This is a genomic window from Rhizobium sp. BK313 (genome assembly GCF_014193655.1).
Lineage (GTDB): Bacteria > Pseudomonadota > Alphaproteobacteria > Rhizobiales > Rhizobiaceae > Rhizobium.
Genome location: NZ_JACHZQ010000005.1, coordinates 363158 through 378428 on the forward strand (window position 1 = coordinate 363158; position 15271 = coordinate 378428).

At 61.6% G+C, this 15271-nt stretch carries 14 protein-coding genes; 11 read left to right on the plus strand and 3 right to left on the minus strand.

Annotated features, from left to right (window positions below; all coding sequences use genetic code 11):
- The first annotated feature begins 68 nt into the window (after nt 1-68).
- Nucleotides 69-689 (plus strand): TetR family transcriptional regulator, encoded by a 621-nt coding sequence (locus FHT86_RS25220; protein WP_133708928.1) that lies wholly within the window; start codon nt 69-71, stop codon nt 687-689.
- On the opposite strand, the gene FHT86_RS25225 is transcribed toward FHT86_RS25220, so the two are convergent.
- Complete coding sequence (locus tag FHT86_RS25225) at nt 686-1165, minus strand: Lrp/AsnC family transcriptional regulator (protein WP_133708927.1); 480 nt, start codon at nt 1163-1165, stop codon at nt 686-688. The genes FHT86_RS25220 and FHT86_RS25225 overlap by 4 nt on opposite strands.
- Nucleotides 1166-1313: 148 nt before the next feature.
- On the opposite strand from FHT86_RS25225, the gene FHT86_RS25230 reads away from it, so the two are divergent.
- Nucleotides 1314-2066, plus strand: coding sequence for a tryptophan 2,3-dioxygenase family protein (locus FHT86_RS25230; RefSeq protein WP_133708926.1), 753 nt, complete (start codon nt 1314-1316; stop codon nt 2064-2066).
- A 20-nt stretch (nt 2067-2086) separates the two neighbouring features.
- Here FHT86_RS25230 and mntR read toward each other — a convergent pair whose 3' ends face one another.
- Nucleotides 2087-2542, minus strand: a complete 456-nt coding sequence (mntR, locus tag FHT86_RS25235) for a manganese-binding transcriptional regulator MntR (RefSeq protein ID WP_133708925.1) — start codon at nt 2540-2542, stop codon at nt 2087-2089.
- 202 nt (nt 2543-2744) lie between these two features.
- Between mntR and FHT86_RS25240 the strand changes: the two genes are divergently transcribed.
- The 9 genes from FHT86_RS25240 to FHT86_RS25280 all read left to right on the plus strand — a co-directional run bounded on the left by FHT86_RS25240 (nt 2745) and on the right by FHT86_RS25280 (nt 14199).
- Complete coding sequence (locus tag FHT86_RS25240; RefSeq protein WP_133708924.1) at nt 2745-4100, plus strand: Nramp family divalent metal transporter; 1356 nt, start codon at nt 2745-2747, stop codon at nt 4098-4100.
- A 132-nt stretch (nt 4101-4232) separates the two neighbouring features.
- Complete coding sequence (locus FHT86_RS25245; RefSeq protein ID WP_133708923.1) at nt 4233-6047, plus strand: M23 family metallopeptidase; 1815 nt, start codon at nt 4233-4235, stop codon at nt 6045-6047.
- Between the two features lie 251 nt (nt 6048-6298).
- Nucleotides 6299-7435 (plus strand): transporter substrate-binding domain-containing protein, encoded by a 1137-nt coding sequence (locus tag FHT86_RS25250; protein WP_133708922.1) that lies wholly within the window; start codon nt 6299-6301, stop codon nt 7433-7435.
- Nucleotides 7432-8013, plus strand: coding sequence for an ANTAR domain-containing response regulator (locus FHT86_RS25255; protein WP_133708921.1), 582 nt, complete (start codon nt 7432-7434; stop codon nt 8011-8013). Before FHT86_RS25250 ends, FHT86_RS25255 begins: the two co-directional genes overlap by 4 nt.
- Nucleotides 8013-8861: an ABC transporter permease gene (locus tag FHT86_RS25260; RefSeq protein WP_133708920.1), complete on the plus strand. Its 849-nt coding sequence runs from the start codon at nt 8013-8015 to the stop codon at nt 8859-8861. The genes FHT86_RS25255 and FHT86_RS25260 overlap by 1 nt, the downstream gene beginning before the upstream one ends.
- On the plus strand, nt 8862-9782 hold the full coding sequence (locus tag FHT86_RS25265; protein WP_133708919.1) for an ABC transporter permease: 921 nt from the start codon (nt 8862-8864) through the stop codon (nt 9780-9782).
- A 30-nt stretch (nt 9783-9812) separates the two neighbouring features.
- The gene (locus FHT86_RS25270; protein WP_133708918.1) at nt 9813-11447 is read left to right on the plus strand and encodes an ABC transporter substrate-binding protein; all 1635 of its coding nucleotides are present in this window, start codon (nt 9813-9815) and stop codon (nt 11445-11447) included.
- 116 nt (nt 11448-11563) lie between these two features.
- A complete protein-coding gene (locus FHT86_RS25275) occupies nt 11564-12508 on the plus strand; it encodes an acetamidase/formamidase family protein (RefSeq protein WP_133708917.1) in 945 nt (314 codons plus the stop codon).
- The gene (locus tag FHT86_RS25280) at nt 12508-14199 is read left to right on the plus strand and encodes an ABC transporter ATP-binding protein (protein ID WP_210297933.1); all 1692 of its coding nucleotides are present in this window, start codon (nt 12508-12510) and stop codon (nt 14197-14199) included. The genes FHT86_RS25275 and FHT86_RS25280 overlap by 1 nt, the downstream gene beginning before the upstream one ends.
- Here the strand turns inward: FHT86_RS25280 and FHT86_RS25285 are convergent.
- Entirely contained in the window at nt 14196-15119 is a 924-nt protein-coding gene (locus FHT86_RS25285) for an SMP-30/gluconolactonase/LRE family protein (protein ID WP_133708915.1), read from the minus strand. The genes FHT86_RS25280 and FHT86_RS25285 overlap by 4 nt on opposite strands.
- Nucleotides 15120-15271: the final 152 nt, after the last annotated feature.

Genomic DNA, 15271 nt, shown 5'->3' on the forward strand with positions numbered 1-15271 from the left:
CGCAAAATCAATTATCTGGGGCGAGATGAAATAATTTCTCGCCTCCGGGAAAAATCGGGGGAGACAGCATGCGCAGGACCAAGGAAGATGCAGCCAAGACCAGAGAGGAGGTTTTGGCGGCCGCCGCCGAGGTTTTTTATGAAAACGGCGTCAGCGGCTCCAGCCTCGACAAAATCGCCAGGCGTGCCGGCGTGACGCGCGGCGCCATCTACTGGCACTTCAAGGATAAAGCCGAGGTGCTGACGGCGCTCCACAGCGAAATCCGCCTGCCGCAGGAGGCGATCGTTGACCACGCGCTGGAACATGGCCATGACGATCCGCTCGGCCTGATCGAGCAGGCTTCGATCGAGGTGCTTCATATCCTGGCGAATGACGAGCAACAGCAGCGCATCTTCGCCATCATGATTCTCGGCTGCGAATTCACCGAGGATCCCTCCGAGACTGCCCAGCGTATCATCACCGCCAATGCCGAAATGTACGAAAAGCTGCAGAAGCTGATCGACATGGCCGATCGGCAAGGCAAGCTCGCTTCTGCCTGGACCGTCGATACCGCCGCCCGCGCCTTCCAATGCTCCATGAACGGCCTCTTTGCGGAATGGCTCCGCTCGGGCAAGTCGTTTCCCGTGGTCGATGTCGGCGAGAAGCTGGTGTCCAGCGTGATCGGGTCGATGCGGCGAAGCGCAAACTAGCGGCCGCCGCCCCCTATATGCCGCGACGCGTCAGCAAGCGAGATGTCCGACTTGATCTCGCGCGTCGACATCGATGTCATTGTATGTCGCACGCCGGGCAGCCGGTTCAGTTCCTGGCGCAACAGTCGGTCAAGCGCGGCCATGTCGGCGGCGAGTATGTGCAGGAGATAGTCGGCCTCCCCGGTCGTCGCGTGGCAGCGCCAGATCAGCGGATGGCGACGCACCGCCGCCTCGAACGATTCGAAGAGCTCGACATCGATCGACACCTGCACGAAGGCTTCCAGACCGAAGCCGAGCTGCGCCGGATCGAGGATCGTCCGGTAACCTCTGATCACACCGGCGTCTTCCAGCGCCTTAACGCGCTTCCAGCACGGCGTCTTGCTGAGACCGACGAGATCGGCAAGCGCGGCAAAGGAGATGCGCGCGTCGGCCTCCAGGGCGGCGACAATCTTGTGGTCGAGCGCGTCCAAGTCCATCGTTCTCTCCATTGCCCTCTTTGAAGCCGATCGTGCTCCCGATTCTCGATTTTGGATGACAATTAGGAACAATGTTCAAGCGGAAATTTCGTATCCTTGCAGCAGGCAAACATGCTTTGCGGCCAAAGGCCGGATAAAGGGAACGAAAATGCATAAAGAAGAGTACTACGCGCGCATCGAGGCGCCTGATATGCGCGACTACGGCGTTTACCTGCAATGTGACAAGCTGCTCGCCTGCCAGAAGCCATTGGGCGAGATGGTCAACGGCGACGAACTGCAATTCCAGATCGTCCATCAGGTTGAAGAGCTCTGGATGAAGCTCATCGCTTATACGCTGGTCGATGTGATCGCCTTTATCGAAGAGAGCAATACACATCGCGTCGTGACGCTGATGGGGCGCGTGCATCGGCTGATGCGGATGATGACGGCGCAGCTCGACCTGCTCGAAACCATGTCGCCCAAGGAATATCAGCAGATCCGCCTGCAGCTCGGCAATGGCAGCGGCCAGGAATCACCCGGCTTCAAGTTCCTGCTGCGTATGCCGCCGGATCTTTGGCGGGCCTTCAAGGCTCACTACCTCGACGCAGAGGGACTGACGGTCGAGGATGTCTATGACGGCAAATACGATCACGGCGACAGCTATGTCGTTGCTGAGGCCTTGGTGGAGTTCGACGAACTCTTCCAGAAATTCCGCGCCAACCATATCTATCTGATCCAGCGATCGATCGGGCTCGGCTCGAAATCCCTCAAGGGCCGGCCGGTCGACCTGCTGCAATCTGGCGCCCGCCATCGTTTCTTTCCCGATCTCTGGGATATCCGCGCAGACATGACCGACCGCTGGGGCAGCCAATATGGCGTGGTGCGCGATTCCATTTCCAAACACGACGACGCCGCGGAATAGAATTCGCGGGCCCCTCCAGATCAGCCGTCGCGCTGCATCGTGCGACGGAACGCTTTCAGTGTCTCGGCGCTGACATGGTGTTCGATACCCTCGGCGTCGATCCGCGCCGTTTCAGCGCTGACGCCAAGCCAGCGTAGGAACGCTTCGACCGTCTGGTGACGAGCGCGGATGTCTTGGGCGATCTTGTTGCCTGCATCCGTCAGGAAAACCCCGCGATAAGGCCGCCGCGACACGAGCCCGTCGTCGCAGAGCCGCGCCAGCATCTTGGCGACGGTCGGCTGCGACACGCCGAGCCTTGCGGCGATATCCACCTGCCGCGCCTCATTGCCGTCATCGATGAGATCAGCGATCAGCTCGACATAATCCTCCACCAGAGCACCACGGGTGGCTTCTCGTGTATGCCGAAAACCTTCCGAATGCGTCTCGGCATCCGGCAGCGGTTCATCTCGATGGATCGAGGGTCTTCTTTTTGGCAATGCGTTCGATTCCCTAAAGGCGCGGATAAACTGACTTTTATCTTTATAGCACCGGCTTCAATCTTGAAAGCGGATGATGATTTTCATGGCAACGCTGTCATCGCCATCACAACGCCGCAACTATAAAATATAGCCTATTGCATAATGTTGATATCCATCATATCTCTTTACCCATATCGTAATTCATCTCTCGGAGCCCCGGATGACGCAGATTCAGGAAGCAGCCGCACCGCGTGCATGGAAATTTGCCCGGCCGGATGAGGATGCGCGGCCGAGTCTTCCGGAAGTCCACGCCACGGTTCATGTTCCGCATGCCGGCACCTGGTTCCGGCGGCTGATCGCCTTTCTCGGGCCAGGCTATATGGTCTCCGTTGGCTATATGGACCCCGGCAACTGGGCGACCGATCTCGCCGGCGGTGCGCAATTCGGCTATACGCTACTAGCTGTCATCATGCTGTCGAACCTGATGGCGATCCTGCTGCAGGCGCTTGCTGCCCGGCTCGGCATCGTTACAGGCCGGGATCTGGCGCAGGCCTGTCGCGACCATTATTCCAGGCCGGTCAATCTGGCCCTGTGGTTTGCCTGCGAGCTCGCCATTATCGCCTGCGATCTCGCCGAGGTCATCGGTACGGCGATTGCGTTGCAATTGCTCTTTGGCATCCCGTTGATCGGCGGCGCGCTGATCACCGCACTTGACGCCTTCCTGCTGCTGCTCCTGATGAACAAGGGCTTCCGCTTCCTTGAAGCCTTCGTCATCGCGCTCCTGATCGTCATCGCCACCTGTTTCGCTATCCAGATCGCTGCCGCAGCTCCTCCGGTCGCCGCCATCCTCAACGGTTTCATCCCGTCGCCCGAGATCGTTACCAATCATGAGATGCTCTACATCGCCATGGGCATCATCGGCGCGACCGTCATGCCGCATAACCTCTACCTTCATTCATCGATCGTGCAGACCCGCGCCTATAAGCGCACCGACGAGGGCCGCCGCGATGCGATAAAATGGGCGACGACCGACAGCACGATTGCCTTAATGTTGGCGCTTTTCGTCAACGCGTCGATCCTGATCGTCGCAGCCGTGGCCTTCCACAACAGCGGCCACGCCGATGTCGCAGAAATCGGCCAAGCCTTCGAATTGCTTTCGCCACTGCTCGGCCTCGGTATCGCCTCGACGCTGTTTGCCGTGGCGCTGCTTGCCTCCGGCCTCAATTCCACCGTGACGGCGACGCTCGCCGGCCAGATCGTCATGGAGGGTTTTCTCCGCCTGCGCATTCCACACTGGGCAAGGCGGCTTCTGACGCGTGGCCTCGCAATTATTCCGGTTGTTTTTGTTACTGCATTTTATGGTGAAAAAGGTACTGCGGATTTGCTCGTTCTGAGCCAGGTCATCCTGTCCATGCAACTGCCCTTCGCGGTCATCCCGCTGGTCCAATTCGTCACGGATCGCAGGAAAATGGGCAGATTCGTCATTCCGAGGAGCGTTGCCGTCCTCTCCTGGCTGGTCGCGGGGATCATTCTGGCACTGAATTTCAAGCTGCTTTACGACACCATCTTCGGTTGACGAATCGCTCGTAAAGCGCGAATCTGCACGCGCGGAAGATCACGGTAATTAACAGATCTGTAATATTTGCCCCGATTTTGCCATGATTTGCCCTAGTTTGGGCCCACCGCAGTCTGCAGGGTTCCTCAATTCATGGCCGAAAGTCCATTGCGCGTCCAATTTCCTGCAGAGGCTGCGATTCAGGCGCGGCCGCATCACGAATTTCATATTCCCTTTCTGCCTCGTTCTGCTCATCTTCGTCATCTGATCGCCATCGGCCTCGCCGGCACCGCCTCCTTCGGCCTACTCGCCACCATTCTCTATCCGCTCCTTGCCCGCCACACGATCGAGCAGGCCGTGCCGATGCACTCAGCCCAGCTCATCCGCTCACAGCCAGCGTTGCCCAAGGCTAACCGGCTTGCCACGAAACAGCGTTTTGACGGCGCCCGCTTTGCGCAGGTGGCGGAAAAGACCTCGAGCGGCGAAACCCGCATCTTCACCTATCATCGCACGACGCTGGTCTTCAAACCCGAGGATACCGAGCCTTCCGGCGGCGATGCCACGGCCATCAATGCGGCCTATGACGGCGATGCGCAGTCGGAGGCCGCTCTGTTCTCGCCGCCGTCGCTCGCAGATATTCGCCAGGGCATTTATCCGCACGCCAATCGCTATGACGCAGTCCGGCGTTCGCGCTTCCCCGTCCGCGGCGTGCCATTGAATGTCAGCGTGTCGAAAGCGACCACGGGCGAGCCCGGCCGCGAGTTCAAGAGGCTGGTTTCCATGCCAAAGGACCGGCAGGACCTGCAGGATATTCTCGCCTCTGCCGGACTCGACGAAGACGCCGGCGACGAGCTGCAGCGGGCCTTGGAAACCGATACGGTTTCGCCCGGCGACAGCCTGGAACTGCTGCTGGAGAAAAAGACCGCGGACGCGCAGCCGAAACTGATCATGGCGCGCCTCAGCGGCGGGAAAACACCGGAGCGCATCGTCGCTCGCGACGATGCCGACGGCTTCGTGCCGCTCACCGACGACCGGCTGTTTGCGACGCTCTACAGCGAGAGCCAGGCCGACGCGCCGTCCTCCACGGAAGTGGCCGCCGTCGACCTCAAAGGCATCGACAGCGCCGATCAATCGACGATCAGCGCCAAACTCGAAAAAGCCGGTCTTTCCGACGAAAGCGCCGCCCAGCTCATCAAGCTTGCCAAGGCCAACGGCGTTTCATTGACCGGCGCCGACGATGCGCCCGACAGCGTCGATCTGCTGTTCCGCAAGGCAGATAACGGTAAAAGCGAACTGATGTTCATCGAATTCCACACCGATGGGGACACGCATCGCTTTTATCTGCACAAAGAGGGCGGTGAAGGCCCTTCGGAATTCTATGACGAGGGCGGCCACTCCGTCGCCAAGGTGTTGACTCACCGTCCCGTACCGAACGGCAAGCTCGGCGACGGGTTCGCCTGGCGCATCCATCCGATCCTCGGCGTTCGGAAATTCCATAACGGCGTCGATTTCCGCGCGCCGATGGGCAGCCCCATCATGGCTGCGGGCGATGGCATCGTCGAAAAGATTTCCTGGGAAACGGGCTACGGCAAATATGTCCGCATTCGCCATGACGGCGGCTACGAGACCACCTATGCCCATATTTCCTCGACGCCATCGGACTTGCACGTCGGTGAGCGCGTTACCCAGGGCCAGGTCATCGCCTATGTCGGTTCCACCGGCTATTCCACCGGTCCGCATCTCTATTACGAACTGCGCGTCAACGGCCGCTACGAGAACCCGCTGACCGCTCAGTTGCCGGCGGGCACCAACCTCACCGGCAAATCGCTGGACAGCCTGCGCTCACAAGTCAGCCACGTCGACAACATCATGAGCTATCTCGACGTACCGCCGCAAGGAGAGGCCCACCCCTTCTCCGCTTTCGACCAAGGACCCGAGCGAGGCCCGGGCCGCTTCGGCGGACCGTGATCAACAGTCGTTATGTTCTAGCCGCGTAAATGTGCCGGACTGTCTTTACACGTTCGGCTGCTGAGGTATTGAATGGCGATCGCCAATAAGGCTTGACAAAGCCAAGTTGCCTGTATTTTACTCAAGCCTGCGGATTAGGCAGAACTTATCTGCAATCACATGACTTTGATAGTCGCCGGGCAGTTTTGCCCCATGACGCCCCATCGCCGATGGGACCAGCGTCGTGGGGTTTTTCGTTTTTTGGCTGAGAGATGAACGACGCGCTGAAGATCGGTATCCTCTTTTCGACCACCGGGCCTTATGGCTCCATGGGCCGCGATGCGCGCGCCGGCGCGGAATTCGCCATCGAGGAGTTCGCGGCCGGCGGTGGGCGGCCAATCGAGCCGGTCTTTGTCGATCCGCACGCGGATATCGCAGCCTATCTCGAAGGCGCAAAACATATGCTGCGCAATACGGGCTGCCGCCACATTATCGGTACGATCACCTCGGCGGCACGCAAGGAAGTCATTCCGCTCGTTGAAAAGCATGACGGCCTTCTCTGGTATATGTGCCCCTATGAGGGCTTCGAGGCCAACGAGAATGTCATCTATGTCGGCGGCTGCCCCAACCAGCATCTGCTGCCGCTCTTCGAGCACCTGATCCCGCGCTTCGGCAAGCGGCCCTATCTCGTCGGCGCCAACTATGTCTGGGGCTGGGAGATGAACCGGCTTGCCCGTGAACTCATCACCAATGCCGGCGGCGAAGTACTCGGCGAACGCTACCTGCCGCTCGAGGAAACCGCCGTCGAACGCATCGTCGCCGATATCGAGAACCGCCGTCCGAGCTTCATCCTCAACAATCTCATCGGCCCGTCGAGCTATGCTTTCCTGGAAGCGATCAAGACACTCGGCGACCGCGATCCCACCTTCCGGCCGGAAAACTGCCCTGTCGTGAGCTGCGACCTGATGGAATGCGAGCTGGAAGACATCGCGGCCGGCGCGGCCGTCGGCCAGCTCTGCGCCGCCTCCTATTTCGACACGATCGGCACATCAGACAATCTCGCTTTCAAGGCGCGCCTGGCGAAGCACTATGGCGCGGACCGCCGCGTCTCCAGCGTCTTCGCCGGCGCCTATACCGCCGTCAAACTCTGCATCGAGGCTATCCTGGCCGCCGGCAGCGATGAGCCGCAGGCGGTGCGCCGCCAGCTTCACGCCGCGTCCTGGCCGACGCTGCTCGGACCGCTGGCGATCGATCCCGAGACCAACCACGCCGCCCTTCCCTTCCATCTCGGCCGCATCAACAGCGAAAACGGCTTCGACGTCATCGCCTCGCGCCCCGCGCTCGCCGCCGATCCCTATCTTACCGGCCGCCGTGTTCTAAAGTCGCCGAAGCTCAGGGTGGTGTCATGAAAAACACGCCGAACTTCACCGGCTGGCACGTCGCGATCCTGCACCGGGAAGACAGCAATACCGAACGCCTGACCCGTCAGCTGAAGCTGCTCGGCCTGCGCACGTCCCTGCGTTGGGAGCCGATCGGCGCGCATGAACTGCCTGACATGGTCATCGTCGACGCCGACCAGGGCTGGGACGATCTTCTCCCCTGGAGTGGCGGCAATCCGCCGCTTCCGGTCGTCGCCCTGCTCGGCTCCGAAGCGCCGGGCCGCATCGCCTGGGCCCTGGAGCAGGGAGCGGGCGCGATCATCGCCAAGCCAGTCGCCACCTCTGCCGTCTATCCCGCTCTCGTGATGGCCGTGTCGATTCATGAGGAGCGCAGGGCCATTGCCGAAAAGCTGCAATATCTGGAAGAGCGTGTGCGGCTGCGCCCTCTCGTCCATGCCGCCGTCCAAAAGCTGATGGCAGCGCATGATGTCGATGAGGAACGCGCCTACGCCATTCTGCGCAATTGCGCCATGCGCCGACGCCTGCCGATGGAGCAGCTTTCCGCTTTCATTGTCGGCGGTGCCGAACCCTTGCCGGAGGCAAGCTGATGCATGTGATCAAGGCTATGCTGCGTCAGCCTGCGGCGCTGTTCGGGCTTGTCGTCGTCGTCCTTGTCGTGATCATGGCGATCGCCGCGCCCTGGATCGCTCCCTTCAGCCCCGATGACCAGATGTTCGACGGCCTGTCGATCGAGGGCGCGCCGCTGCCGCCGGATGGCCATTTCCTGCTCGGCACAGATACGCTCGGCCGCGACCTATTCTCCCGACTTCTCTTCGGCGCCCGGACATCCTTGGTCATCGGCCTTGTCGCCAACGGCGTCGCCGTGGCGATCGGCCTTTTCGTCGGCATCGTCGCCGGCTATCTGCGCGGCACCATCGGCAATCTGATGATGCGCTTCACCGACCTGATGATGGCTTTCCCGGCGTTGCTGCTCGCCATCGTGCTGGCCGCCCTGCTGAAACCGAGCCTGTGGATCGTTGCCATGGTGATCGCGCTGGTCAACTGGGTACAGGTCGCCCGCATCGTCTATACCGAGACGCGCGGCCTGGTGGAGCGCGACTTCATCATGGCGGAACGCTCGCTCGGCGCCGGCCATTTCCGAATCCTCGTCCGGCATATCCTGCCGCATCTCATGCCGACGGCGATCGTCTGGGGCACGCTCGGCATCGCCACCACCGTGCTGCTCGAAGCAACCCTGTCCTTTCTCGGCATCGGCGTACAGCCACCGCAACCGTCCTGGGGCAATATCATCTTCGAAAGCCAAAGCTATTTCCAGGATGCGCCCTGGCTCGTCTTCATTCCCGGTGCGGTCATTCTATTGACGGCGCTCTCCTTCAATCTCGTCGGGGATGCCCTGCGCGACATTCTCGACCCGACACAGCGGGGGAAAGGCTGAATGCTGTTCCTCATCCTGCATCGTCTGGTGCAGACCGTACTCATCCTCCTGGGCGTTGCGGCGATCACCTTCCTGTTGCTCTATGCCCTACCGGCCGATCCCGCCGTATTGATCGCCGGCCGCAGTGCCACACCGCAAATGGTCGCCAGCATCCGCCACGAACTCGGCCTCGACCAACCGCTAATCATGCAGTTCCTCCATTATCTCGACGCGCTGCTGCATGGCGATCTCGGCCGCTCCTACACGCAGAAGACTGCCGTTCTGCCGTTGATCCAGGCGCGCCTGCCGGCGACGATCATCCTGATGGCAGCCGGAATCGTCGTGGAGGTCGTCCTCGGCCTCACCTTCGGCATCATCGCCGCCGTCAAGCGCGGCGGTCTCGTCGACCGTACGGTGATGATGCTTTCCTTCATCGGCGTCTCCTCGCCGCAGTTCGTGGTCGCCCTGCTGCTGCTTTACGTCTTCGCCGCCACGCTCGGCTGGTTCCCGATGTCGGGCTTCGGCACCGCGCGCCATGTCGTGCTGCCGGCATTGACGCTCGGCGTGCTCGGCGCCGGCTGGTATGCCCGCATGGTGCGCTCGGCGATGATCGACGTGTTGAACCATGATTATGTCCGGACCGCCCGCGCCAAGGGCCTGTCTTCGGCGCGCATCATCTTCCGCCATGTGCTGCCCAACGCCATCCTACCGATCATCGCCATGATCGGAATCGATATCGGCCAGTTCATGAGCGGCGTGGTGGTGGTCGAGGCGGTCTATGGCTGGCCGGGCATCGGCCAGCTCGCCTGGCAGGCGATCCAGCAGGTGGACATCCCGATCATCATGGGGGTCACACTCACCTCGGCGCTCGCCATCGTCCTCGGCAATCTCGTCGCCGACTTCATTGCCCCCTTCATCGACCCGCGCATCCGCGCGCAATAACCAAGCAAAACCAACAGAGGAGTTCTTTTGATGACCAAGACTTTCCTGCGGCGGGCGGCTTTGGCCGCCATGCTCGCCACCAGCTCTCTCGTTCCCGCGATTGCGGCCCATGCCGCCGACACGCCGAACAAGGGCGGCACCATCACCGTCACCTACAAGGACGACATCGCCACTCTCGACCCGGCGATCGGCTACGACTGGCAGAACTGGTCGATGATCAACGCGGTGTTCTCGCGCCTGGTCGACTACACGCCCGGCACCACTGAGCTGAAGCCGTCGCTCGCTGAAAGCTACGATGTCTCGCCGGACGGCAAGACCTATACGTTCAAGCTGCACACCGGCGTCAAGTTCACCAATGGCCGTGAAGTCACCGCCGCCGACGTGAAATATTCGATCGAACGCGCCGTCAATCCGAAGACCCAGAGCCCCGGCGCCGGCTTCTTCCACTCGATCGTCGGCGCCGACGCCATGACGGCGGGTACCGCGCAGGCGCTCGACGGCATCAAGGTCGTCGACGACCACACCGTCCAGTTCACCCTCGTCCAGCCTGACGCGACCTTCCTCAACGTGCTGGCGCTCAACTTCGCCTCGGTCGTGCCGAAGGAAGCTGTCGAAGCTGCAGGCGGTGATTTCGGCAAGAAGCCGGTTGGCTCCGGTGCCTTCATCCTGAAGGAATGGACGGTCGGCCAGCGCTTGGTTTTCGCAAGGAACCCCGATTACTTCATCAAGGACCGCCCGCATATCGACGGCTATACCGTTGAAATCGGCCAGGAGCCGCTGGTGGCGCTACTGCGCCTGCAGAAGGGCGAAGTGGACATTGCCGGCGACGGCATTCCGCCTGCCAAGTTCCTGGAGATGCAGAAGTCGCCGGACTTCAAGGGCATGATCGTCGATCGCCAGCAGCTCGAAACCAGTTATGTGACGCTCAACACCCAGGTAGCGCCGTTCGATAACGTCAAGGTACGCCAGGCCGTTAACATGGCAATCAACAAGGATCGCATCGTCCGCATCATCAACGGCCGCGCGACACCGGCAACGCAGGTGCTGCCGCCGATGATGGCCGGCTATGACAAAGACTATAAGGGCTATGCATTCGATGTTGCCAAGGCCAAGGCGCTGCTCGCCGAAGCCGGTCTGAAGGACGGTTTCTCGACAACGCTTTACACCTCCAACACCGACCCGCAGCCGCGCATCGCCCAGGCGATCCAGCAGGATCTGGCAGCTATCGGCGTCAAGGTCGAACTGAAGGCACTCGCCAATCCGAACGTGATCGCCGCTGGCGGCACGAAGGGTGAAGCGCCGATGGTCTGGTCGGGCGGTCTCGGCTGGATCGCCGACTTCCCGGATCCCTCCGATTTCTACGGACCGATCCTCTCGTGCGGCAGCGCCGTTGCAGGCGGCTGGAACTGGTCGTGGTACTGCAACCAGGCAATGGAGCCTCGCGCCCAGGCCGCCGACGCCATGCCGGTGCCGGCAAAGGCCGCCGAGCGTGCTGAAACCTGGAAGAAGATATTCACGGAAATCCAGGAAAAGGACGCACCGTGGATCCCGGTCTTCAACGAGCGTCGCGTTGTCGCGAAGTCGAAGCGCATGGGCGGTCCGGACGAAATCTACATCGATCCGACCCGCGTCATCGACTACGAAGCCGTCTACATCAAGAAATAAGCGGACAGGCCCGCAGATTTCCCCGGCCAAAGCATGATCCCAAAAAGTGCGCAGCGGTTTTTGGATAAGATCATGCCAAAAGGGCCGGGGAAGTCCAATCATGGGAGAGACAGACCATGTGCATCGTTTGCACCCACACCATTCACCGCGCCCAGCATCATTTTGGCTGGAACCGCGATTTCGAGCCGGCGCTTGTCGCCAAGTCCGGCGAGACCATCCATTTCGAATGCCTCGATTCCTCCGGCGGACAGCTCGGCAAGGATGCGACGCTGCAGTCGCTCAGCAATCTCGATTTCGGCAGGATCAATCCCGTTTCCGGTCCCGTCTATGTCGAAGGCGCCCAGCCGGGTGATGCGCTGAAGGTGACAATCCGCCGCTTCGTGCCGTCGGGCCACGGCTGGACCGCCAATATTCCGGGCTTCGGCCTGCTCGCCGACCAGTTCAAAGACCCGGCGCTGCATATCTGGTCCTATGACGCGAGCAGCATGGCGCCGGCGCTTTACGGCCCCGGCGGCCGTGTGCCGCTGAAACCGTTTGCGGGCACGATCGGCCTGGCGCCCGCCGAACCCGGCCTGCACTCCGTCGTGCCGCCACGCCGCGTCGGCGGCAACATGGACATCCGCGACCTCACTGCCGGCGTCACGCTCTATCTGCCCGTCGAAGTCGAAGGCGCTCTGTTCTCGATCGGCGATACCCACGCCGCCCAGGGTGACGGCGAGGTCTGCGGCACGGCCATCGAAAGCCAGATGGAAGTCGAGGCGACTCTGGAGCTCGTCAAGGACGCGCGCCTGAAGAGCCCACGCTTCACCACCACCGAGCCCGTCACCCGCCATCTCGACGGCGCCGGCTACGAAGTCACCACCGGTATCGGTCCCGACCTGATGACCGGCGCCCGCGAAGCCTTGATGCGGATGATCGACCTTCTCGGTGAAGAACACGGCATGAGCGCCACCGATGCCTATCTGCTCTGCTCGGTCTGCGGCGATCTCCGGATCAGCGAAATCGTCGACGCCCCGAACTGGGTCGTCTCCTTCTACTTCCCGAGGATCGTATTCGCGTGATGCAATCTGCCCCTGCCGCCCCGCCGGTGCTTTCGGTTCGAAATCTTTCCGTCGATGCCCGCACGCCCGAAGGGCGGCGGCGGGTACTCGACGACATCGGCTTCGAGCTGACCGCCGGCGAGACGCTTTGCATCGCCGGCGAGTCCGGCTCGGGAAAGTCCGTGACTTCACTTGCGATCATGGGGCTTTTGCCAAAAGCGTCGTTGCAGGTGGCCTCTGGCTCCATTCTGCTTGGTGACCGCGATCTCGTGAAGCTCTCCAACAAGGCGATGCGCAGCGTGCGCGGCGGCGACATCGCCATGGTCTTTCAGGAACCGATGACCTCACTCAATCCGGTGATGTCGATCGGCGCCCAGCTCACCGAAGCGATCCGCGAACATCAGGGCAGCGAGGGCAACGCCGCCGTGGCGATTGCAAGGCAGATGCTGGAGGCGGTGCAGATCACTGAGCCGGGCCGGCGCCTTTCGCAATATCCGCACGAACTTTCCGGCGGCATGCGCCAGCGCGTGATGATCGCCATGGCGCTCTCCTGCCGGCCGAAAGTGCTGATCGCCGACGAGCCGACGACGGCGCTCGACGTGACGGTGCAGGCACAGATCCTCAAACTGATGCGCGAGCTGAAACAAGAATTCGGCACCTCGATCATCCTCATCACCCACGACATGGGCGTCGTCGCGGAAATGGCCGATCGCGTCGTTATCATGCAGAGCGGCAGGATCGTCGAAGAGGGCGGCGCGCTGTCGATCTTCGGCCATCCCCGCGAAGCTTATACGCAGCAATTGCTCGCAGCCGTGCCCCGGCTCGGCGCCCATGCCGGCACTGACGGACCGCCGCGCGTGACGTCGCATAGGGTGGAGACACTGCGACCGGATCGCACGCCGGTACTCAACGTCCGCAAACTCAATGTCACATACGGCAGCCAGGGTAGATGGTTTCTGAAGGACAAGACACCGGCCCCGGCGGTGGACGACGTTTCCTTCGATATCCTTCCCGGCGAAACACTCGGCCTCGTCGGCGAAAGCGGCTCGGGCAAATCGACGACCGGCAAGGCTGTGCTCGGGCTGATCCCCTTTGTCGGCGACGTCACGATCGACGGCCGCGCGATTGGCGGCCTCAGTCATCACGAGATGCAGCCGGTGCGCCGTTCGGCGCAGATGATCTTTCAGGATCCCTACGCCTCGCTCGATCCGCGTATGGCGGTGGGGACGGCGATCGCCGAACCCATGGTCATCCACGGCATCAGCAACAGGTCCGAACGGCAGGACCGCGTGGCGGCCCTTCTTTCCCGCGTCGGCCTGACGCCGGATGCGGCGACACGGTATCCGCATGAGTTTTCCGGCGGTCAGCGCCAGCGCATCTGCATCGCCCGAGCTCTGGCGCTGGAGCCGAAACTGATCGTCGCCGACGAAAGCGTGGCCGCTCTCGACGTTTCAGTGCGCGCCCGCGTCCTCGACCTGCTGTTGGAATTGCAGGAAACGATGGGCCTTGCCTACCTCTTCATCTCGCACGATATGGCCGTGGTCGAGCGCATGTCGCATAAGGTCGCGGTCATGCGCTACGGCAAGATCGTTGAGGCCGGCACGCGCCGCGAGGTCTTCGAGCACCCGCGCGATCCCTACACGCAGGCGCTGATGGCCGCCGTGCCGATCCCCGATCCGCGAGCGCACCGCAAGACGGCACTGAAAGCTTAATCCAGACGATTAGCCGGCTCAGCAGGGCCGCTGTTCACGTAGATCGCGTAGAGCGAGGTCGTGGCGGTGATATAGAGTCGATTGCGCTTCGGCCCGCCGAAGCAGACATTCGAGATGACTTCGGGAACCAGAATGCGGCCGATCAACGTCCCATCCGGCGCGTAAACACGCACGGAATCGCCGCTCGAAGCGAAAATATTGCCGTGCCGATCGACGCGGAAACCGTCGAACGCGCCGACCTCGCAGGTGGCAAAGACCCGGCCCTCACCGAGGCTGCGCTTGTCCGCATTCACCGAATAGGCCGTGATCGTCGGCGGCAAGCCCTGTACATGCGAGCCACCGGTGTCGGAGACATAAAGCACGCTTTCATCAGGCGAAAAGGCGAGACCGTTCGGCTTGACGCGGTCGCTGGCGACCAGCGTCACCGCTCCGTCAGCCGGATCGATGCGGTAGACATCCGATGCATTGATTTCGGACGGTGCGGCAAATCCCTCGTAATCACTGTCGATCCCATAGGTCGGATCGGTGAACCAGATTGAGCCATCCGACTTCACCACGACATCATTCGGCGAATTCAGCCGTTTGCCATCGAAATGCTCGGCGAGCGGCCGCCAGCGGCCATCGTGATCGAGCCGGCTCACGCGGCGGCGGCCATGCTCGCAGGCGACGATACGGCCTTCGAGATCAAGCGTATGGCCATTGTGATAGCCAACGGGGCTCTCGAAGACACCAGCCGCGCCCGTCACCTCGTCATAACGCAGGATGCGGTCGTTCGGGATATCGGACCACACGACATGGCGCGCGGCCGGCACGTACACCGGCCCCTCGGTCCAACGTCCGCCGGTCCAAAGCTGCTCCAATTTCGCAGAACCGTTGATCAGCGCCTTGAAGCGCAGGTCGAGAATTTCATACTGGCTCATAATGCTCCGCCCTGTTCCTCACAGCCAGCCAACCTCCGACCGGCTCCCATAGTCGGAGGCCACTCTAGAGACAGCAGTCATCGGCTGTCAAAAACAAGGTGAACACATGACGCGCTTTTTACCGGCGTCATTCCGTCGCTGAGGCTACACAA